This window comes from Streptomyces sp. NBC_00385 (assembly GCF_035917155.1).
Taxonomy (GTDB): Bacteria; Actinomycetota; Actinomycetes; order Streptomycetales; family Streptomycetaceae; genus Streptomyces; species Streptomyces poriferorum.
The window spans coordinates 4,420,065-4,440,125 of record NZ_CP107951.1; the positions used below are offsets into that span (position 1 = coordinate 4,420,065).

At 72.8% G+C, this 20,061-nt stretch carries 15 protein-coding genes; 5 read left to right on the top strand and 10 right to left on the bottom strand.

From position 1 onward, the window contains the following. Window positions 1-28: 28 nt before the first annotated feature. From OG959_RS19695 to OG959_RS19705, 3 genes are all read right to left on the bottom strand, one after another. Window positions 29-5,002 carry a DNA repair ATPase gene (locus OG959_RS19695; protein WP_326660206.1) on the bottom strand — a complete coding sequence of 1,658 codons (4,974 nt, stop codon included), beginning with the start codon at window positions 5,000-5,002 and terminating at the stop codon, window positions 29-31. Window positions 5,003-5,440: 438 nt separating this feature from the next. Beyond that, the gene (locus OG959_RS19700) at window positions 5,441-7,549 is read right to left on the bottom strand and encodes a flotillin family protein (protein WP_326660208.1); all 2,109 of its coding nucleotides are present in this window, start codon (window positions 7,547-7,549) and stop codon (window positions 5,441-5,443) included. A gap of 123 nt (window positions 7,550-7,672) precedes the next feature. Next, a complete protein-coding gene (locus OG959_RS19705) occupies window positions 7,673-8,335 on the bottom strand; it encodes a hypothetical protein (RefSeq protein ID WP_326660209.1) in 663 nt (220 codons plus the stop codon). Window positions 8,336-8,637: 302 nt separating this feature from the next. On the opposite strand from OG959_RS19705, the gene OG959_RS19710 reads away from it, so the two are divergent. Next, a complete protein-coding gene (locus OG959_RS19710; protein ID WP_326660210.1) occupies window positions 8,638-9,723 on the top strand; it encodes a PucR family transcriptional regulator in 1,086 nt (361 codons plus the stop codon). A 196-nt stretch (window positions 9,724-9,919) separates the two neighbouring features. Then, window positions 9,920-11,464 (top strand): MFS transporter, encoded by a 1,545-nt coding sequence (locus OG959_RS19715; protein WP_326660212.1) that lies wholly within the window; start codon window positions 9,920-9,922, stop codon window positions 11,462-11,464. 18 nt (window positions 11,465-11,482) lie between these two features. On the opposite strand, the gene OG959_RS19720 is transcribed toward OG959_RS19715, so the two are convergent. After that, the gene (locus OG959_RS19720) at window positions 11,483-11,998 is read right to left on the bottom strand and encodes a nitroreductase family deazaflavin-dependent oxidoreductase (RefSeq protein ID WP_326660214.1); all 516 of its coding nucleotides are present in this window, start codon (window positions 11,996-11,998) and stop codon (window positions 11,483-11,485) included. 148 nt (window positions 11,999-12,146) lie between these two features. On the opposite strand from OG959_RS19720, the gene OG959_RS19725 reads away from it, so the two are divergent. Beyond that, entirely contained in the window at window positions 12,147-12,794 is a 648-nt protein-coding gene (locus OG959_RS19725) for a class I SAM-dependent methyltransferase (protein ID WP_326660215.1), read from the top strand. Window positions 12,795-12,858: 64 nt separating this feature from the next. Then, window positions 12,859-13,413, top strand: coding sequence for a MarR family winged helix-turn-helix transcriptional regulator (locus OG959_RS19730; RefSeq protein WP_326660218.1), 555 nt, complete (start codon window positions 12,859-12,861; stop codon window positions 13,411-13,413). Between the two features lie 4 nt (window positions 13,414-13,417). Here the strand turns inward: OG959_RS19730 and OG959_RS19735 are convergent, their stop codons facing one another. The 5 genes from OG959_RS19735 to OG959_RS19755 all read right to left on the bottom strand — a co-directional run bounded on the left by OG959_RS19735 (window position 13,418) and on the right by OG959_RS19755 (window position 17,945). Continuing rightward, a complete protein-coding gene (locus OG959_RS19735) occupies window positions 13,418-14,680 on the bottom strand; it encodes a cation:proton antiporter (RefSeq protein WP_326660220.1) in 1,263 nt (420 codons plus the stop codon). 2 nt (window positions 14,681-14,682) lie between these two features. After that, on the bottom strand, window positions 14,683-15,153 hold the full coding sequence (locus tag OG959_RS19740) for a cation:proton antiporter regulatory subunit (RefSeq protein WP_148019850.1): 471 nt from the start codon (window positions 15,151-15,153) through the stop codon (window positions 14,683-14,685). A gap of 173 nt (window positions 15,154-15,326) precedes the next feature. Continuing rightward, window positions 15,327-16,766: a flotillin family protein gene (locus OG959_RS19745; RefSeq protein WP_326660223.1), complete on the bottom strand. Its 1,440-nt coding sequence runs from the start codon at window positions 16,764-16,766 to the stop codon at window positions 15,327-15,329. Between the two features lie 77 nt (window positions 16,767-16,843). Next, window positions 16,844-17,353, bottom strand: a complete 510-nt coding sequence (locus OG959_RS19750; protein WP_148019852.1) for a hypothetical protein — start codon at window positions 17,351-17,353, stop codon at window positions 16,844-16,846. A gap of 106 nt (window positions 17,354-17,459) precedes the next feature. Next, window positions 17,460-17,945 (bottom strand): peroxiredoxin, encoded by a 486-nt coding sequence (locus OG959_RS19755; RefSeq protein ID WP_326660226.1) that lies wholly within the window; start codon window positions 17,943-17,945, stop codon window positions 17,460-17,462. Window positions 17,946-18,056: 111 nt separating this feature from the next. On the opposite strand from OG959_RS19755, the gene OG959_RS19760 reads away from it, so the two are divergent. After that, on the top strand, window positions 18,057-18,764 hold the full coding sequence (locus tag OG959_RS19760; protein ID WP_326660228.1) for an alpha/beta hydrolase: 708 nt from the start codon (window positions 18,057-18,059) through the stop codon (window positions 18,762-18,764). Here OG959_RS19760 and OG959_RS19765 read toward each other — a convergent pair whose 3' ends face one another. Beyond that, window positions 18,765-20,000, bottom strand: a complete 1,236-nt coding sequence (locus OG959_RS19765; RefSeq protein ID WP_326660230.1) for an MFS transporter — start codon at window positions 19,998-20,000, stop codon at window positions 18,765-18,767. Window positions 20,001-20,061 lie beyond the last annotated feature (61 nt).

A 20,061-nucleotide genomic window follows, 5' to 3' on the forward strand; every position in this document is an offset into this window, starting at 1 on the left:
CCTTCTGATGGTCCGTAGGGTCATGCGGTCAGTGGCCTTCGCGTGTCCCGGAGTGGGTCGCGGAGGGCGTTCCGGCGTGGGGTGCGGACGGTGGGCGGGAGAGCAGGTGGCGTGGGTCGGCGGCCCTGCTGATCGCCGTTTCGACGGCCGCGATCCGGTCCGCGAGCAGCCCGAGCGCGGACACCGCCCGGGTCAGCGGATCGTCGTCGGGACCACCGAGTGCCTGGCTGCGGACGTACGAGGCGGTGAGGGCGGACCACCGCGCCGCCTGCTCGGGGCCGAGCGTCCCGCGCAGGGCGGCGAGTTTCAGCAGGGCGGCCTCGGCGCCGCTGGTGAGTGTCTGGGCCTCGCCCGTGTAGTGGTCGTCGATGACGGCGGACAGTTCGGCGTCGTTCATCACGGGCACGATGCGCTCCGCGATGCGGTTCATGTTGCGGTACGAGCCCTGGAGGCGGAACGGCGGTTCGGTGCGGGTCGCGTCGGTCTGCGCGGCCGAGGCGATGTACGCGGCGTTGACCGCGAGGACGGTGTCGCGGGCGTGCAGCAGATGGCGGAGCACGGCGGTGATCCGGTCCACTTCGGCCGGTGCGTACGGGTGTTGGAGCCGGTCCGCGCGGGCGGTGGCGTCGGTACCGGAGGCGAGCCGCAGCAGCAGGGCGAGATCCTCGCGGGACCGGCCGGCGAGCGGCGCCAGCACCGGGTTGGCGGTCAGCGCGTTCTCGACGAAGCTCAGCGCGAAGACGTCCTCGCGCCCGCTCAGCACCTCGCCCAGGTTCCAGACGTCGGCCCGGTTGGCGAGCATGTCCGGGACCTGGAAGCGCTCCCCGGACTCGGTGTACGGATTGCCCGTCATGCACACCGCGAACCGCTTGCCCCGCAGGTCGTAGCTGCGCGGCTCGCCGTCCCGTACGCCCTCGATGCTGCGGGTGGCGTCGCAGAGCGGGATGAACTTCTGGAGCAGTTCCGGTGAGGTGTGCTGGATGTCGTCGATGTGGAGCAGGGTGTTGTTGCCCGCCTCCAGCGCGAAGTTGATCTTCTCGATCTCCTGACGCGCGGTCGCGCTGCGGGCCTGCGCCGGGTCCAGCGAGGTCACGTCGTGGCCGAGGTTCGGCCCGCTGACCTTGACGAGGACCAGCCCGAGCCGGTCGGCGACGTACTCCATGAGCGTCGTCTTGCCGTAGCCGGGCGGCGACACGAGCAGCAACAGGCCCTGCGAGTCGGTACGCCGGCCGGCGTCCGCGGTGCCGAGCTGCTTGGCGAGGCTGTCGCCGATCAGGGGCAGGTAGACCTCGTCGAGCAGCCGGTTGCGGAGAAACGCGGACATGACCCGGGGCCGGTGGTCGTCCAGCCGCAGCCGGGTGCGTTCGGCGGAGACCAGGGCGGTGCGCCGGCGCTGGTAGGCGCGGAAGCCGGGGACCGCCGTGGTGCGGAACTCCTCGGTACGGGCGAGGAGTTCGTCGATCCGAACGGTCAGCCGGCCTCGCTCGATGCGCGGATGCACGCCGAGGAGGCCGTCCACGGTCGCGGTGAGCGGGGCCTCGTCCTCGTAGCGAACCAGGACCGGCTCCGGGCAGAGCTCGACGGCGACGGCCTCCGCGAGATCGCCCGCGTCGAGGTCGGCCCCGCTCGCCCGGGCGTACGGGGTGAGCCAGCCCTCGACGAGCTGGCGGCGGGCCGGCAGGTCGTCGGCGAGGGCGTCGAGGTCCTCGTCGTACGCCGGAGTCCCGGTCGTACGACGGAACTTGTCCAGGAACGTACGGACGTGCGCGGCGGTGACGAAGCCATCGGGGCCGCTGGTCAGCTCTTCGAAGAGATACGCGGCGACGGCCCGGGAGTCGTCACCCGTGATGACCGACGCCCACTCCTCCTGGAGCGCGGCGACGGCCGGGCCGAGACCGAACGTCTCACGGGCGCGCGCCAGGGATCGGGCCCGGCGCGTCCAGGACGTCCGGCGGGCCTCGTCCGTCCCGTACGCCCAGAACAGCTGGGCGGCTGCCCGTACGGCGGGCGGGCAACGCAGAAGCCCGGCGGTCGCGTGCAGCCGCAGCAGGACGGTGAGAATCGCCGTGGCGTCCTCGTCGTGGACCCCGCGCTGGTACCCCTCGTCGTACGCGGCGGCGGCCGACTCCCGTACGAGTGCGGCCAGTTCGGAATCATCCAGCGCACTCAGCCGGTCCGCGCCGTGTTCGGCCAGGAGCCGGGCTGCCAGATGCTCGCCCCGGTAGACGGCCGGTGACTCGGAGGGCAGCAGCCGGTCCCAGTACGGGCGGGTGTCGGCGAAGCCCGGATCGGTGACCGGTGCCCGGTAGTCGGTGCCGGTCACGGCGAACGCGAGCCCGTCCGCCTGCGGCACCAGCGTCAGCTCGAACGGCTGGGTGTTCACCGCGAACCGGTGCCGGCCCAGCCGGATCGTCGCCCCGCCGTCCGCGTACAGCTCACTGCGGTCGCGCAGGGCCCGGCCCGCCTCCTGGCGGGCGGCCAGCAGCTGCCCGTCGAGCTCCTCGGCCCGGACCGTGTCGCCGAGCCCGCGCAGCTCATCGGCGGTGCGGCGGACCTTGGCGACCATCGGGTCGGAGGCGAAGTAGGTGTGCACGGCGTCCGCGTCGGCCAGCGCGGAACCGCGGCGGGCGACGGTCTCCAGGACCCGGGCGGCGGAGGCCGCGAGGCGTTCCGTCCGGCGGGCGAGGGTGTCCTGAAGCGTCTGCTTTCGGGCCGAGAACGCCTCGTACACCTCCGTCCGCCGCTCGCCCAGCTCGGCGAGGAAGTCGTCGAACTCGGCGAACCGCGCCTCCAGGTTCTCCAGTTGGAGGAGAAGCCGCGCGAGCTGGTCGTCGCAGGCGTCCGGGGAGTCCGCGGCGGCCAGCGCGGCTGTGACGGCCTGCCCCAGCAGTGCGAACTCGGCGGCGAACTCGGCCCGGCCCTCCTGGTCGAGCAGGGCGCGCCGGCGGGCGTCGAGCGTGGCGCGGGCCCGGTTCACCCCGCCGAGGACGCCCGCGATCCGCTCCAGGATCGAGGTGCGGACCACGCCGTCACCGATGTCGAGCCCGGCGACGACGTCCGTCACCGTGCTCAGCCCGTCCGTCATCCCCGCCAGCCGCTCGCCGAGCGCGGTGGCGTCGGTGACGGTGGCGAGGGCGGAAGCCTGCGCGGTGAGCCGGACGACGTCCTCGTGGTAGCCCGTGAACGCGTCGTCGCCGGACAGGAACGCGACCGCGCGCCGGCCCGCCGAGGTGATGTCGTCGGCGGTGGCGGCGGTGAGTTCGGCGATCCGTCCGGTGTCCGCGTACCGCATCTCGGCGAGGCTCGCCAAGTGGCCGTGAGCGGCCCGTAGTTCGGTCAGCCGGTCGACCCATTCGGCGGCCGAGCGCGGTGCTTCGCCGCGGACCCGGCGGACGAGGAGGGTGATCCGGTCCGCCGTCTCGGTGAGGGCTTCGGCGGCGCTCAGGGTCTGCTCCTGCACGGCGTCGAACTCGGCGAGCACGTGCTGCGCGGTGTCGCGCAGCGCTGCCAACGGGGCTCCGAGAGCGCCGAGTTCGTCGTCGTCCAGCCAGTGGTAGCGGTCGGTGGCACGGGAGCAGTCCGCCACCAGCCGGCCGTAGACGGCGGCCGTGGGGGTGGTCGCCTCGGCGCTCTGCGCGAGTGCGAGGCAGTCGGAGATGCCGCGCACGAGGTCGGCGTTGCCGACGCGGGCGAGCGGGCCCGTCCCGGGCGGGCGGGAGGCGGCGAAGGTGTCGGAGACGTACGGCGTCCGCCAGCGCTGCACCGGGTGGACGCGGGCCGGGCCGGCGTCCCGGCCCTCGACCGGGTCGCGCAGGAGCACCAGCGTGCCGTCGTCGAGCAGCGCGTGGCCGCAGCCCTGGAGCGGGGTGGCGACCTCCTGCCGGATCACGTTGTACGGGAGCAGCAGGCTGCGCCCGTCCGCCCGCGAACGGAACGCGTACAGGACGTCCTCGCCGTTGGGGGAGCGGACGGCACCCTCGAAGACGGGGTCGGTGAGGGGTTCGGCGACGTCGAAGGTCTTCGCGGTGCCGGCGGTCAGGTAGTAGCCGCCGGGGAAGATGATCCCCTGGTCCTCGGGGAGCAGATGGCAGGAGGGACCGATCCCGTCCAGCCGCCGCACGGTGCCGAGGAGCCCGTTGAAGACGAGATGGCGCCAGGCCTCCTCCTTGTACGGCCGTACGCGGAGCAGGACGAGCGGCCCGGACTCCGCGTACGCGACCTCGGCGTCGGCGAGCGACTGGAGGGGTTCGGCGACGGGTTCGCGGTAGATCCCGTCGGGGGTCTCCGTGTCGTCGGCGGTCTTGAGCGTGAGGTGTCCGCCGAGCGTGGAGAGGTAGAGCGGGGCGCGGTCGCCGTCTTCGGTGCGGCGTGCGCCGATGGCGATGTGCGGGTGACGGCCGGCGATGTGGGCCTCGCGGCCCGCGACCGTCCAGGTGAAGCCGTGCGACGGCGGGAACACGTGGTCGCGCTCGCCGCGGGCGTCGAGGAACGCGCCGGGCGAACCGTCGGCGTTCAGCGCCCAGCGCAGGACGCGGATGTCCTCGGCGTTCTCGCCGGTACGGAAGACGGCGAGGAGCCGGCCGTTGGTGCGGCGCAGCCGCAGGAGGCGGGCGTCGCGGTAGTAGCGGTGGAGGCCGCCGAACTCGCGGACGAAGGGCTCGTCGGCGAGGAGCGGGGCGGTGGCGGGGGTCAAATCGGTGTCGAAAGCCGTGAGTACGTCGTCGACCGCGGGCTCGTCGCGCCGGCCGGGGCCGCGCTCGAAGCCGAACAGGAGCTGTCCGCCGATGGCCACGAGGTCGCGGGGGGTGGACGGCTGCGCCGTCCGGACCCGCTCGCTGCCGAGCAGCTGGAGTCCGGTGGAGCCGAACTCCTCGGTCCGCCGTGCGTTGAGCGCCCCGGCGCGGTGGGCGAGCTCGGCGGCCTGGGTGCGGAGCCGCCGCCGCAGCACGTCGTAGACCCCGTCCTCGGGGCCGTGCGGGGGTGATGCGGTGGCGGTGTCCATGCGGGTGGCTCCTTGGGGCGGGGCGGTGGTGTGGCCTGCGGCCGGCGTTGTCCTCAAGCGCCGGACGGGCTTGGTCGTGGCCTCGGGTTCCGGTGCGCCGGGCTGTGTCCTCAAGCGCGGACGGGCTTGGTGGGCGGCCGTCGGTCGTGCGGTGCGGGTGGGGCCGGGTGGCCGTCCGTCCTCAAGCGCGGGACGGGCTTGATTTCGGGCGCGGGCTGTCCTCAAGCGCGGGACGGGCTTGATTTCGGGCCCGGGCTGTCCTCGAATGCCGGAGGGGCTCGATGTGCCCGGCGTTGTCGTGAGTCCGCGGGCGCCCCGCCTGTCCGGGCATCCCCAGCCCGTCCGGCGATTGAGGACGGACCGTGCCCCGGGGCTCCTCAGGTGGACGGGGCACGGTCCAATTCAGCCCGTCCGGCGATTGAGGACAAAGGGCCCCGGCTACCCCACCGGCGTACCGTTCCGCGAGGGCGAAGGGCTCGGCACGGCGCCGACCGGGGTGTCCGCCAGGCCCAGGGACCGTGCGTGGTCCAGGAGTTGGCGGACCTGGTCCGCGCCGACGCCCCCCACCCCCGGCGCCGCCATCATCCGCATCAGCAGCGCCGACACCGTCAGGTTCTGTACGTCACCCGACGACACCGACCCCAGCACCCGTGTCACGTCGTCCGTGAACGACGACGTGCCGTTCAGCCACGCACCGCCCAGCGCCTTCGCCGTGTCGGAGTTCTCGACGAACCCGTCGAGGCTCTTGCCCAGGGAGATGGACGAGACCAGCCGGTCGAAGAAGACCGACTCCCCGCCGACGATGTCGATGTCGGCGTTCTCCAGACCCGTGGCCAGCACCGTCGCCTGCGCCTCGGCGACCTGGCGCTGGACCTCCAGACCCGCGAGCCGGATCTCCTTCTCCGCGGCCAGCCGCAGCCGGTACTCCTCGTGCCCGCGCGACGCGTCGTCCAGTGCCGCCATCGCGGCCGCCTTGTCCGTGAGCCCCGCCGCCTCGGCCTTCAGCTTCTCGCCGATCATCGCCGCGTCGGCCGTCGCCTGGGCGCGGGTGCCCTCGGCCGTCGCGAGCGCCTTGAGCCGGGAGCCCTCCGCCTCGGCCCTGAGCCGGGCGGACGTCGCCTCGCCCTCGGCCCGGCCGGTCTTCTCGATGACCTCGGCCGCCGCGTCCCGCACCTGTACGTCCGCCAGTCCGGGCGCCGCGGACTCCGCCTGGACCCCCTCGGCCAGCCGCAGCTTGGCCCGGGCGTCCAGGTCCGCGGTCTTCAGCCGGGCCTCCGCGAGCGTCAGCTGCTCGGCGGCCCGGTGCGTGGCCGCCGCCTCGGCCGCCTCCGCCGCCTTGATGTCCTTGACCAGCTGCTCCTGCGCCTCCGCCTCCGCGGCGATGATCACGGACTTGCGGGTGCGCTCGGACTCCTCGACGGACCGCAGGGTCTTGATGGACTCCTCCTGCTCGGCGACCGTACGGTCCACCGCGATGCGTTCGCGGATCACGTCGGCGACCTCGCGGCGCTCCGCCTCGACCTCCTTCGTCGCGGCGATGCGGTTGAGTTCGGTCTGCCGCTCGCGCCCGATGACCTCGATCATGCGGTCCTTCTCGATGCGCTCGTTCTCCACGGCGATGACCCGCTCGCGGTTCTTCTGCGCGACGGCGATCTCTCGGGCCTGGTTCTCCCGCTGGATGCCGAGCTGCTCCTCGGTCTTGATGAACGCGGCCTGGGCGCCGAGGCGTTCCTCCTCCTGGACCCGGGCGGTGACGGCCTCCTCGCGGGCGCGCAGCGTCTCGACCTCGCGGCGCTGCTTGATCTCGGCCTCGGCCTGCCGGCGCTCCAGTTCCAGGATGGTCTCCCGGGCGTCGACGTCCTGCCGGGTGATCTCCTTCTGCTCGGTGCGCTGGAACTCGTTGGTCCGTACGTGCTCGATCGCCGTCAGCTCGGTGATCTTCCGAATGCCCTGTGCGTCAAGGATGTTGGCGCCGTCCAGCTGCACCATCGGGGTCTGCTCGAGGAAGTCGATCGCCGCGTCGTCGAGGTGGTAGCCGTTGAGGTCGGTGCCGATGACCCGGATGATCCGGTCCCGGAACTCCTCGCGCTTGGTGTAGAGGTCGACGAAGTCCAGCTGCTTGCCGACGGTCTTGAGCGCCTCGGAGAACTTGGCGGCGAAGAACTCCTGGATCGCCACCTTGTCGCTGGCCCGTTCCGTGCCGATCGCCTGGGCGACCTTGATGACGTCCTCGACCGTCTTGTTGACCCGGACGAAGAACGTGATGTGGATGTCGGCGCGGATGTTGTCCTGGCAGATCAGGCCCTCGCGGCCGGTACGGCGGATCTCGATGGTCTTCACCGAGATGTCCATGGACTCGGCCTTGTGGAGCACGGGCAGGACGACGGCACCGGTGAAGGTCACGTCGACCTTCTTGGTCTTGGAGATGATCAGGGCCTTGCCCTGCTCCACCTTGCGGAAGAGCCGGGTGACGACCAGGAGCAGGGCGATCGCGATGAGCAGGACCACGGCGACGAGCAGGCCGAGGCCCAAGGAGATGGCTTCCATGACAGTCCTTGGCGGCTGGTGGTGCGGACGGGAGGAGAAGGAGAGGTGGTGCGCGGCCCCGTGCGGGTCCGGGCAGCGCGGAGCGGCACGGGGCAGCACGGAGCGGTACGGCGCGCGCCCGGATCAGGAGGTGCGGCGGGGCGGCGTACGGCGGTGCGTACGCGGCAGGGGCGGCGGCGGTCCCGGGTCGAGCGCACGGTCGTACGGGGAGACCCAGAAGAACTCGCCCACGGCGTCGTACGCGTACAGCAGTCCCGGACTCCCGGCCGACAGCGCGTCGTCGGCCGGCGCCAGCTGGCGTACCTGCACGATCGCGGTGGATCCGTCGGCCGCGGCGACCTCCGCCTGACCGAAGTCCGTGCCGACCGAGCCGGTACGGATCGTGCAGACCCGGCCCAGGAAGTCCTGGCGCGATGGAGGAGGCTGGTCCGCGAAGAATCGGCGGAAGTGGCGCACCAGCAGCCGCACCACGGCCCAGGCGACCAGCAGCGCGCCGACGAGGATGCCGAGGGCGAGCGCGGCCCGGACGGTTCCGGTGGTGTCGCCGCGGTGGAGCAGGACCGAACCGGTCAGCGCGGAGAACCAGCCGACGGCCACCATCACGGAGACCGAGACGGTGACGGGCACGCCGCCGATTCCGGCGAGATCGGTGTCGAGGTCCGCGTCGAAGGAGTGGTGGTCGGCCGCACCGGCCAGGACGAGCAGCCAGAAGGCGATGACGACGACCAGGGCGGCGGAGAAGAGCACGGCCGGGAAGGACTGCGTCGCGGTCAGGAACTCCTGCATCGGTCCACCCCCTGCCCGCTGATCCGGCGTTGTGCCGGTGCGTGTCACGGGGGCCGGTGATGACCCCGGAGCCGCGGCGCCGTCCCAACGGCACCGCGGCAACCGGGCCTTCCCCCGTCCCCCTGCACCCCCGTGTTTCCCCCGTGGTCCCCCGGTTGGTGCTGACAGGATCGTGTCATCCGCAGCCGGTCAGCCGCATTGCCGGAATCCGGCAATCTTTCTCCGTGCTCGATGCCGGGCACCGGCATGCGCGCGTATGCGTTGTGTAAATATCAGTGACGCATGAGGAGTGGAGGCGGGGCGTGGCGGAACCGGTGATTCCCGACAGTTTTCTGGAGGGCTACGCCCAGATCCTGGGCGAGGTCGCCGTCTCCGGACGACGGCTCACCCGGGAGGAGCTCGACACCCGCCGCACCCTCGGCAGGCAGGCGGCCGAGTCCGGGTACCAGCTGCGCGCCCTGGTCCGGATGCATCTGGCCGGGGCCCGCGCCACCTGGCCGTCCGCCGTCCCCGGAGCGACGGCGGCCGCCACCGCCGCGTCCACCGAGAGCGTGCTGGCCGCGGTGGAGCAGACGGTCGACGCGTTCGCCGAGGGTTTCGAGCGGGCCCAGCGCCTCACCGTCCGGCGGGAGGAGGCCGCTCGCCGGGAGTTCATCGACGACCTGCTGTACGGACGCAGCGACCTGGGCCGGCTCGCCGAGCGCGCCACCCGGTTCGGGCTGCGGCTCTCCCGCGCGCACGCCGTCGCGGTGGCGGCGGGCCCGGAGGCGTACACCGAGACCGACGCCGTGCCGCGGCAGGTGGAGTCGGCGCTGCTGGCCCGGTTCAGCGGCCGCAAGATCCTGCTCACGACGAAGGACGGCCGGATGATCTGTATCGCGCCCGGCAACCAGCCCGATGTCCTGCGGTACTTCGCCAAGCAGGCGCATGCGGCGACGGACGGCGGCCGGGTGGCGGTCGGCCGGGCCCACCGGGGGCCGGGCGGGGTGGTCCAGTCGTACGACGAGGCGCTGGACGCGCTCGACCTGGCGGACCGGATGGGGCTGGACGACCCCGTGCTGTACGCCGCGGATCTGCTCGTCTATCCCGTGCTGACCCGGGACCGGCAGGCGATGGCCGATCTGGTGCGCAGCGAGCTCGGCCCGCTCCAGCAGGCGCGGGGCGGCGCGGAGCCGCTGCTGAAGACGCTCGCCGTGTACTTCGACGCCGGCTGTGTCGCGGCCGAGACGGCCCGGCGCCTCGCGTTGAGCGTGCGGGCGCTGACGTACCGGCTGGAGCGGATCCACCAGCTCACCGGCTCCGACCCGTCCGACCCGATGCACCGTTACACCCTGCAGACCGCGGTGATCGGGGCCCGGCTGCTGGACTGGCCGGCCAAGGAGATCTGAGCCCGCGCTGTCGGGCAGCCACCGGCGGACGGTGTCCCGCCGTCCTGCGCACGACAGCGTCCCCGCGCCCTCCCGCTGCCGGGTTCCGGCAGCGTTTCCCGTCGGCGGCCCTCCCCGCATGCGAGGAGGCCGAGCTCCGCCTAGCGTGATCACCCGGGGGGTTCCGGTGTCGTGTGCAGCGAGGGAGATCCGCACCATGGCCCGTCATTCACGTCAGGCAGGGGAACCCTCCGAGAACGGCAGACGGGGGCGGGTGGCCACCGAAGCCGCGTCCCGGCCCGCGCCGGGACAGGAGCGCGGGCCCTCCCACCGGTGGTGGGTGCTGGGCGTGATCGGGCTGGCCCAGCTGATGGTCGTCCTCGACGCGACGATCGTGAACATCGCACTGCCCTCCGCCCAGCAGGACCTCGGCTTCAGCGACGGTAACCGGCAGTGGATCGTGACGGCGTACGCCCTCGCCTTCGGCTCGCTGCTGCTGCTCGGCGGACGCATCGCCGACCTGGTCGGCCGCCGGGTGGTGTTCCTGACCGGTCTGGTCGGCTTCGCGGTCGCCTCGGCCATCGGCGGCGCCGCCCCCAGCTTCGAGGTCCTGGTGCTGGCCCGCGCCCTCCAGGGCATGTTCGGGGCGCTCCTCGCCCCGGCCGCGCTCTCGCTCCTCACGACGACGTTCACCGTGCCCAAGGAGCGGGCGAAGGCGTTCGGGATCTACGGCGCCATCGCGGGTGCGGGCGGTGCGGTGGGGCTGCTGCTGGGCGGGGTGCTCACCGAGTACCTGGACTGGCGCTGGTGCCTGTACGTGAACCTGCTGTTCGCGCTCGTCGCCTTCGTCGGCGGCGCGCGTCTGCTCACCGCCGGTGCGCCGGCGAACCGGCCGAAGCTCGACATCCCGGGGACCGTGCTGGTCTCCTCCGGGCTCTTCTGCATCGTGTTCGGGTTCTCCAACGCCGAGACGCATCCGTGGAGTTCGGTGCAGACCTGGGGGTTCCTGCTGGCCGGTGCGGTGCTCCTCGTCGCGTTCGCGTGGTGGCAGACCCGGGCGGAGCACCCGCTGCTGCCCCTGCGCGTCGTGCTGGACCGGGACCGTGCGGCCTCGTTCCTCGGCATGTTCATCTCCGGCGCCGGCATGTTCGGCGTCTTCCTGTTCCTGACGTACTACCTCCAGAAGAGCCTGCTGTACTCGCCGGTCTCCACGGGTGCCGCCTTCCTGCCGATGGTCGCCGTCATGATCGTGGCGTCCGTGACGACGACCAACACACTGGTGCCGCGGTTCGGCGCGAAGCCGATCGTTCCGCTCGGTATGGGACTCGCGGCGGCCGCCATGATGTGGCTGACCACGCTGAACCTGAGCAGCAGCTATCTCGCCCATGTGCTGCCGCCGTTGCTCTGCATGGGCCTCGGGCTCGGCATGGTCTTCGCCACGGCGATGAACCTGGCCACCGCCGGGGTGGGGGCGCGGGACGCCGGAGTGGCCTCGGCGATGGTCAACACCAGCCAGCAGGTGGGCGGCTCCATCGGTACGGCGCTGCTCAACACCCTGGCCACCAGCGCCGCCACCGACTACATGGTGGGCCGCAAACCGACGCCGGACGCCCTCGCCCAGGCCCAGCTGGAGAGCTATTCCACCGCGTACTGGTGGTCGGCGGGCTTCTTCGCCCTCGGCCTGCTGATCACGGCGATCCTCTACCGCCGGGGCGCACCCCGTCCGCACCTGGTCGAGGAGACCGGGGCGGCACCGGCCTGACACCCCGGCGGCCCGGGTTCAGCGGCCGGGCCCCGGGCTCTCCACCAGCCGGACGAACGGGATCGACTCGCCGACCCGCCGGTAGTCCTCCGCGCCGCCGTCGACCGTGAACCCCATGAACGCGGAGAGCCGGCGGGCGGTCCTGGGGTGGCGGGGCGCGTACCGTGCCATCAGTTCGCCGCCCTCCTCGGCCGGCAGGAAGTGCGCCGTCACGGCGTGGAAGCCGCGCCCGACCTGGACGGTGGCATGCGGCGTACGGAGCAGATTGCGGTACCAGTCGGCGCCCGGGCCGAAGCCGGAGGCCACCGTCCAGCTCCGCCGGCCGTCCGCCGTCGCGGACTCGACGACCTCGATCACCGTCCGCCGGGAAAGGCCCGAGGCGCGCCCGGTGTGCACGAGGAGCAGCAGACGGCCCCGGAACAGCGGTCCGAGCCCCGCGCGGAACATGTGGACGGGCAGCCGGGCCGCGGCGCGCCGCACGCCGGTCGGCGGGGGCGGACGCTGCGGTCCGGGCAGAGGTACGGGTTCAGGCATCACTATGCAAACGTTGCACAGTCCAAAGGTGGGTGTCATGGTCCTGAGTCAAGGATTCGGTGACGGTTCGACACCGTTTCGGCCTCGGTGTGCCGGGGGAGTGACCGGGTGAAGGCCACACGGCGGGACAGCCCTTAGTCTCGCGGCCATGGTCGAACACGATGCCCTCACGGCGACCCGCGAGGCCTACGACACCGCCGCCCGCACCTATGCCGAGCTGTTCGGCGACGAGCTCCGCGACCGGCCGCTGGACCGCGCGATGCTGGGCGCCTTCGCCGAGCACGTACGCGCGAACGGGGACGGGCAGGTCGCGGACCTGGGATGCGGACCCGGCCATGTCACCGCCCATCTGGACACCCTGGGCCTTTCCGCGTTCGGCGTCGACGTGTCCTCCGCGATGATCGAAGCGGCGCGGCACGCCTATCCGGACCTGCGGTTCGACATCGGCTCCATGGCCGCGCCGGACATCGCCGACGGCGTGCTGGGCGGCGTTCTCTCCCGGTGGTCCGTCATCCACACACCGCCGCGGGAGCTGCCCGGGATCCTGGCGGAGTTCCACCGGGTGCTGGCCCCCGGCGGCTATCTGCTGATCGGCTTCTCCGCCAGTGAAGGCCCCGCGTACCCGACGCAGGTCTTCGACCACGCGGTCGCACCGGCCTACCGGTGGTGGCCCGACCACCTCGCCGCGTCGCTGCGCACGGCCGGGCTGGCCGAGACGGCCCGGATGGTGCGCGAGCCGCAGCCGGCCGACCGGCGGCAGTTCCGGGAGGTGTACCTGCTGGCCCGGAAGGGCTGACGGGCCCGCGGGGCACGGGTGGCACCGGATTCGAGTACGGCCGTCGCGCACGGTACAAAGAAGCATGGCCGCGCACGAACAGTCATCTGAGGAACGACCGTCCTCCCCGGGCCGGGACGACGTCGACGCGGTGACGCGCGCGGTGCTCACGGCGTCGCGGCTGCTGGTGGCGGTGTCCGCCCGCTCGCTGGCGACGGTCGAGGACCGGGTGACGCTGCCCCAGTTCCGGCTGCTCGTGGTGCTCGCCACGCACGGGGACGCCAAACTGGTCTCGCTCGCCGAACGCCTCGGCGTGAACCCGTCGACCGCGATGCGCATGGTGGACCGGCTGATCGCCGCCGGTCTGGCGGAGCGGCAGGTCAACCAGGCCAACCGCCGGGAGACCTCACTGCGGGTGACCCCGGAGGGCTTCCGGCTGGTGGAGGACGTCACCTCCGCCCGCCGCAGGGAGGTCGCCGCCATCGTCGAACGCCTCGCGCCGGAGCAGTGCACCGCGCTGATCGAGGCGCTGACGGCGTTCACCGCGGCGGGCGGCGAACCGGCCGTGCCCGGGGGCGGCGCGGACGCCTACCCCCTGGGCTGGGCGCCCGACCTCCCCGCCCCCGGGGAGACCGCTTAGGGCCTCAGGGAGTGTCCGCGGACGCGGCCAGCTCCGGCTCGGGCTCCTCCTTCGGGGCGGGCACCGGTGCGGCGGGTCCCGTTGCGGTCTTGCCGTCCGGGCCGTCGTCCCTGCCGCGCCACTTCCGGATCTGCTCGACCGCCGGCTGGGTCCAGCGCGCGGTGAGCGGGCCCACGATGACGAGGATGAGGACGTACGCGGTGGCGATGGGCCCGATCCGGGGCTCGGTGGCCACGGCCAGTCCGGCGATGACGATGGAGAACTCGCCGCGGGCCACGAGCGTGCCGCCCGCCCGCCAGCGCCCGCGCGATCCGATGCCGGCCCGCCGGGCCGCGTACCAGCCGGTGGCGATCTTCGTGAAGACGGTGACGACGGCCAGCAGCGCGGCCGGCAGCAGGACCGGCGGAATCTCCGCGGGATCGGTGGAGAGCCCGAAGAACACGAAGAACACGGCGGCGAAGAGATCCCGCAGCGGAGTCAGCAGCTTGCGCGCGCCCTCCGCGACCTCACCGGAGAGCGCGATGCCGACGAGGAACGCCCCGACGGCCGCCGACACCTGCAACTGCTGGGCGACACCGGCGACCAGAACGGTCAGGCCGAGCACGACGAGCAGCAGCATCTCCGGATTGTCGGAGGACACGGCCCGGCTGATCAGCCGCCCGTGCCGCAGCGCCAGGTAGAGCACGAAGCCGACGGTGCCGAGCGCGACGAGCAGCGCGATGCTGCCCCCGGCGAAGCCGACACCCGCGAGCATCGCGGTGAGCAGCGGCAGGTAGACGGCCATCGACAGGTCCTCGATGACCAGCACCCCGAGGATGACGGGCGTCTCCCGGTTGCCGAGCCGCCCCAGGTCGGCGAGGACCTTGGCGATCACCCCGGACGAGGAGATCCAGGTGACCCCGGCCAGGGCCACGGCACCCACCGGTCCCCAGCCGAGCAGCAGGGCGGCGACGGCGCCGGGGGTCGCGTTGAGGACGAAGTCCACGGCACCGGACGGGTACTGGGTCTTCAGACTGGTGACGAGTTCGGAGGCGCTGTATTCGAGGCCCAGCAGGAGCAGCAGCAGGATGACGCCGATCTCGGCGCCCACGGCGGTGAACTCCTCGCTCGCCCCGAGCGGCAGCAGCCCGCCCTCGCCGAAGGCGAGCCCGGCCAGCAGGTACAGCGGGATGGGTGAGAGCCCCACGCGGCCGGCGAAGCGCCCGATGATGCCCAGTCCCAGGATGACGGAGCCGAGCTCCACCAGCAGTGCGGTCGTGTCGTGCACGGTCAGCCCTCCGCAATGATCTCGGAGAGCGTGTCGACGCCCTCCCTCGTACCGACGGCGACGAGCGTGTCCCCGATGGCGAGCCGGAAGTCCGGCCCGGGTGACGGATGCGCGCTGTGGGTCCGCAGCACCGCCACGATGGAGGCCCCGGTCCGGGTCCGTGCCCGGGTGTCCCCGAGCAGCCGGCCGCCGTACGGGGAGCGCGTCCCGAGCGGGATGTGCTCGGTGACCAGGTCGATGCCCTCGGTCCGCACGGCGTCGATCGGCGCCGCGTCGATGAGGTGGGCGAGGCCGGTCGCCTCCTGTGGAGTCAGGGGTACGGAGAGTTGACAGGAATCGGGGTCGTCCTGGTCGTAGAAGCCGATGAACCGGCGCCCGTCGTGGTGGACGACGACGGAGATGTGCTGTCCCGACTCGGTGGTGTAGTCGTACTGCACACCGACTCCGGGCAGCGTGGTGCGGTGGGTTCCCATGGCTTCCTCCCGAGGAGCGCGATGTGCGCCTCTGACGTACTTGGTGATCTCTTTAGCTGCCCATGACCCTATCCGGAGGGTCCCGCCGCCTCCGTGGCCGGTCTTCCGGCCCCGCACACACGCGTGCCCGGCCGGTGCGCAACCGGCCGGGCACGCGGTGGTCGGGCCGGGCGTCAGCCGCTGATCTCGATCTTGCCGTTCGGTTCGGCCGCGGTGTCCTGCTGGGCCGGGACCTCCGCCTTGGGGCCCGCGCCCTTGAGGTTCCGCAGCAGGGCGGCGAGGTCGACGCCCGTGGTGGAGCTGAGGAGCTCCATGCCCTGCGCGACGTTGTCCGTGACCGTGCGCGACAGCTGGCTCGCGCCGTCCGTCGAGATGACGGTCAGCTTGTCGATGGCGCTCAGCGGCTCGGACGCCTTGGCGACGACCTGCGGGAGCACCTCGACGAGCATCTGGAGGACGGCCGCGTCACCGTACTGCTTGAAGGCGTCGGCCTTCTTCTGCATGGCCTCGGCCTCGGCCGAACCCCTGGCGGCGATGGCGGCGGCCTCGGCCTCACCCTCGATGCGCACGGCGTCGGCGAGCGCCGAGCGGTGCAGCTTCTCGCCCTGACCGGTCAGACGGGAGCGCTCGGCGTCCGCCTCGGCCTCCTTGACCTGGGCGATGCGGCGGGCCTCCGCCTCCTGCTCGGCCTGGTAGCGCGCGGCGTCCGCGGGCTTGCGGACCCTGGTGTCGAGCTCGCGGTCGGTCAGGGCGGCCTGGCGCTGGGCCACCTTCTCCTGCTCGGTGAGGACTTCCTGCTGGCGGGCGGCCTCGGCGAGCGGGCCCGCGGCGGCGGCCATCGCCGCGGCAGCCTCCGTCTCGGCCTTGATCTCGGCCTGCTTGAGGTAGAACGTCCGCTCGGCGATGGCGATCTCCTCGGCGGCCTTCAGCCGGGCCTGCTCGGAGGCGCGGCGGGCGATCGCCTCCGCGATGTCCGCCTCCTGCTTGGCACGGGCGGCCTCGGGGCGGCCGAGGTCCTCCAGGTAGGAGCCCTCGGTGGTGATGTCCTGGATCTGGAAGGCGTCCAGGATCAGGCCCTGACCGGACAGGCTGGCCTCGGCCTCCTCCGCCACCTGGCCGGCGAACGCGGCCCGGTCGCGGATGATGTCCTCGACCGACATCCGGCCCACGATGGCGCGCAGCGCACCGGAGAGCACTTCCTGGGTGAAGCCGACGATGCCGTCCTGCTGCTGGAGGAAGCGCTGGGCGGCGGCCCGGATGGCGTCCTCGCTGCCGCCGACCTTGACGATCGCGACGCCTTCGAGGTGGGACTTGACCCCGCGCAGGGTGACGGCCCCGCGCACGGCGACGGGGATGTGCCGGCTGGAGAGGTCCAGGGTGAACTTCTGCTGGACGAACGGGACGACGAAGACGCCGCCGCCGACGACGACCTTCTGGCCGCTGTTGTCGATGCTGGAGCGTCCGGTCACCGGGTCCACGGACTTCTTGCCGCGGCGTCCGGTGATGATGAACGCCTGGCTGGGGCCCGCGACCTTGTAGCGCGTGATGACGGCGAGGGCGAGCAGGAAGAGGAGTACGACGACTCCGACGATGGCGATCAGGACTGGACTCATAAGGATGTCCCCCTCTGCCTCCCGACAGGGGACGGCAGTTCTGTGGCGAGCGGTGGCGTGCGGGCCGGTGAGCCGGCTCAGCGTTCGACGGGACGGACCGAGACCGAGGTGGTCGAGAGCGTGGCCTCGACCCAGATCTCGGCGCCGCGTGCGACCGGTACCGGACTCTTCGCCGAGAGCTTCACGGGCTGGCCCCCGAGTTGCACCAGCACCTCCCCGTAGCCGTCGGCCGGAATGGCCGTGACCACGGACCCCGACGTGCCGACGAGGTCCTCGTCCCGCGGGGTGGCGTCGGTCTGATCCCGCATCAGGGCCCGGCTGAACTTCCAGGTCAGCCAGGCCGCGACCAGACCGGCGAGCGCCCCGGCCGCGGTGGCGGCGATCGTGCCGGCGCCGGTCGTACCGAGCACGATGGCGCCGCCGAAACCGAGCATGGAGAGGAAACCGGCGATCACCGGAAGGGAGACCAGCCCGCTGAAGAGGCCTTCCAGAAGGCCCCCGAAGAGTCCTTCGAGGATCCCGTCGAAGATCAGCGACAGGGCGAGAAGGGCGATTCCCGCAATTCCGAGACCGAGAAACAAGGTCACGCGGTCACTCCTCCCGGCTGCCGGAATCCCCCGAAGATTTCCGTCGAACTGGCTGGATGGTCCCATACATCCCCGACCGCCGACACTGCCGTATCCCGGCAGTGTTCTACCTGCTACCCATGCCGGACAGATGCTCAGCCAGCGTGTCCAGCGACTGGAACGTGGCACCGAGCAGCGCCACGTGCTTCCAGCGGAGCACCCCCTCGGCGTCGATCAGGAACACCGCGCGCCGCACCCCGATCCCGGGCGCCGCCACTCCGAACGCGCGGGCCGTCGCGCGGCCGGTGTCCGCCAGCAGCGGCATCCGCAACAGGTGGGCACGGGCGAACGACTCGTGGCTGTCCACGTCCTGCGGGCTGATCCCCCAGACCTCCGCGTCGAGCCCCTCGAAGGTCTCCATGCCCGAGGAGTACGAGCAGAGCTGCTTGGTGCACACCGCCGTGTTGTCGCCGGGGTAGAAGGCGAGGACGAGGGCGCGGCCGCGCGCGGCGGAGAGCGTGTAGTCGCGGCGTTCGAAGGAGTCCCCGTCCAGGACGCCTCCCGGGAGCGTGAAGTCCTGGATCTGCTGGCCGATCTGGGGTGAGGATCCCATGCGATGTCCTTTGAGGGTCCGGCAATTGGGGGAGCGGCGCTGCGTGCGGGTGCCGCCCGTGCCCGTACAGCATGCTCGGTACGGATCCGATCACCGCACCCGGAGGTACGCATGACGCAACCAGGCCCGCCGGAGGCCGCGGTACTCCTGCTGCACGGCGGCCGGGAGACCGGCCTCGGGGTGCCGCCGCCCGGCCCGTTCAACCTGCCCGCGGTGCGGATGCGGCCGTTCGCGCGCGTCCTGCGGGGCGCGCTGCCGCGGGAGGTGCTGGTGCGGGCGGTCCGGTACGGGCACCGGGGGTGGAACGGGGACCGGGCGGATCCGCTGCACGATGCCGTACGCGCCCTGGACGTGCTGCGGCGTACGGCGGGCGAGATCCCGGTCGTACTGCTCGGGCACTCGATGGGTGGCCGGGCCGCTCTGGCCGCCGCCGGGCATCCGCTGGTACGGGGCGTGGTCGGCCTCGCCCCGTGGTGCCCGCCGGGCGACCGGACCGGTCAACTCGCCGGACGGGACGTCGTCCTGGTGCACGGCACCGACGACCGGGTCACGAACCCTGCGGACTCCCGCGCGCTCACCGAACGGGCCAGGAAGGGCGGCGCCCGGACCTGCCTGGTCACCGTGCCGGGCGGCGACCACGCGATGCTCCGGCGCGCCGGAGCCTGGCACCGTCTGACGGCCGCTCTGGTCGCCGGGCTGCTGGACCGCGCACCGCTGCCCGGCCCCGTCGCCGAGGCGTTGCGGCTGCCTCCGGGGGCCACGGCCGAGGAGGGGACGGCGGACCTGGACCGGGTGCTCCGCCCCGGTGGGCCGGGGTGATCAGTCCCCGGTGTCCGGCTCCGTCAGGAACAGGCCGAGCACCAGGGCCGGGACCGGGACCGCGCACAGGATCGTGAACACGCCCTGCGGCCCGTAGGCCTGGGCCGCCGCGCCGAGTGCGGGCGCGATCAGGCCGCCGATGCTGACGGCCAGTCCGAGCGTGACGCCCGCCGCGGTGCCGGGGCGGCCGGGGAGGTAGTCCTGGCCGAGCTTGACCAGCACGGCGAACGGGATGTTGAGGGCGAGGCCGGTCAGGAGCGCGAAGAGGAGCGGAAGGACCGTGCCCGGGGTCAGCCGCAGGGCGATCAGGGCCGGTACGGCGAGGAGTCCGCCGAGCTGGACCGTACGGACCATGCCGAGGCGGTCGGCGATCCGGCCGCCGAGCAGGGTGCCGGCCACCCCGCCGGCGAGGAAGCAGGTGAGCGCCGCGCCCGCGAGGCCCGGGCCGGAGTGCAGATGGCGGATCCAGAACAGCTCGATGAACGTGACGGCGCCGAAGAACGCCGCCGACCGGACCACGGCGACGCCGGTGAGCACGAGGAACGGCCGCCACCGGTCCCGGCCCGCTCCCGCCGCCTTGCGCGTGGCGGCGGCGACCGGGCGGTGCCGGAGCAGGACGAACGCCATCAGGACGGCCGGCGGGATGAAGAACGCCGTCGCACCGACCCCCATCGCCACGAGGAGCGGGGTCGCCAGCACCGGAGCGAGGAAGAAGCCCACGCTGCCGCCCGCGGCGAAGACGCTCATCGCGGACGCGCTGTCCCCGGCCGCCTCGCGGGCCGCCTTGCCGGCCGCCGGATGGAACATCGCCACGCCCAGACCGGACAGCAGGATCAGCAGCCACACGGCGGCGTACGGCCGGACGAGACCCGACAGGCCCAGTCCGATCCCGGCGACGGCCAGTCCGGCGGGGGCCAGCCGGCCCAGCCGGTAGCGGTCCACGGCGACGCCGATGAACGGCTGCGGGACCGAGCTGCCCAGGGCCGCGGCGAGGGTGAGCCCGGAGGCGGCGACATAGCTGTAGCCGCGGTCCAGCACGAAGTACGGGACGCAGGCGGGCACCAGGCCCTGGTACAGGTCGTCCACGGCGTGCGCGGCGCCCCACATCCGCATCCGGCGCCAGGCGGACACGGGCGGGGCGGCCGGCCGGGTCGACGTGGTGGCGGACGGGGCCGGGGCCCGGGGCGGAGGTGAGGGGTCGACGGGCGGGGTCGGGCGGGCTGTCGGACCGGTCATGAACGCGGCTCCTCGCTGTGGGTCCCTCCGAGCATTCCGGGCGCGCACCCCAGCGGGCTAT

What these genes read in the sequence shown, in the direction of transcription:
- OG959_RS19755 (WP_326660226.1), bottom strand. Translation starts at nt 17,945, where the DNA reads ATGGGATCCTCACCCCAGATCGGCCAGCAGATCCAGGACTTCACGCTC.
- OG959_RS19730 (WP_326660218.1), top strand. Translation starts at nt 12,859, where the DNA reads ATGGCCGCGCACGAACAGTCATCTGAGGAACGACCGTCCTCCCCGGGC.
- OG959_RS19745 (WP_326660223.1), bottom strand. Translation starts at nt 16,766, where the DNA reads ATGAGTCCAGTCCTGATCGCCATCGTCGGAGTCGTCGTACTCCTCTTC.
- OG959_RS19695 (WP_326660206.1), bottom strand. Translation starts at nt 5,002, where the DNA reads ATGGACACCGCCACCGCATCACCCCCGCACGGCCCCGAGGACGGGGTC.
- OG959_RS19715 (WP_326660212.1), top strand. Translation starts at nt 9,920, where the DNA reads ATGGCCCGTCATTCACGTCAGGCAGGGGAACCCTCCGAGAACGGCAGA.
- OG959_RS19725 (WP_326660215.1), top strand. Translation starts at nt 12,147, where the DNA reads ATGGTCGAACACGATGCCCTCACGGCGACCCGCGAGGCCTACGACACC.
- OG959_RS19760 (WP_326660228.1), top strand. Translation starts at nt 18,057, where the DNA reads ATGACGCAACCAGGCCCGCCGGAGGCCGCGGTACTCCTGCTGCACGGC.
- OG959_RS19705 (WP_326660209.1), bottom strand. Translation starts at nt 8,335, where the DNA reads ATGCAGGAGTTCCTGACCGCGACGCAGTCCTTCCCGGCCGTGCTCTTC.
- OG959_RS19720 (WP_326660214.1), bottom strand. Translation starts at nt 11,998, where the DNA reads ATGCCTGAACCCGTACCTCTGCCCGGACCGCAGCGTCCGCCCCCGCCG.
- OG959_RS19740 (WP_148019850.1), bottom strand. Translation starts at nt 15,153, where the DNA reads ATGGGAACCCACCGCACCACGCTGCCCGGAGTCGGTGTGCAGTACGAC.
- OG959_RS19700 (WP_326660208.1), bottom strand. Translation starts at nt 7,549, where the DNA reads ATGGAAGCCATCTCCTTGGGCCTCGGCCTGCTCGTCGCCGTGGTCCTG.
- OG959_RS19765 (WP_326660230.1), bottom strand. Translation starts at nt 20,000, where the DNA reads ATGACCGGTCCGACAGCCCGCCCGACCCCGCCCGTCGACCCCTCACCT.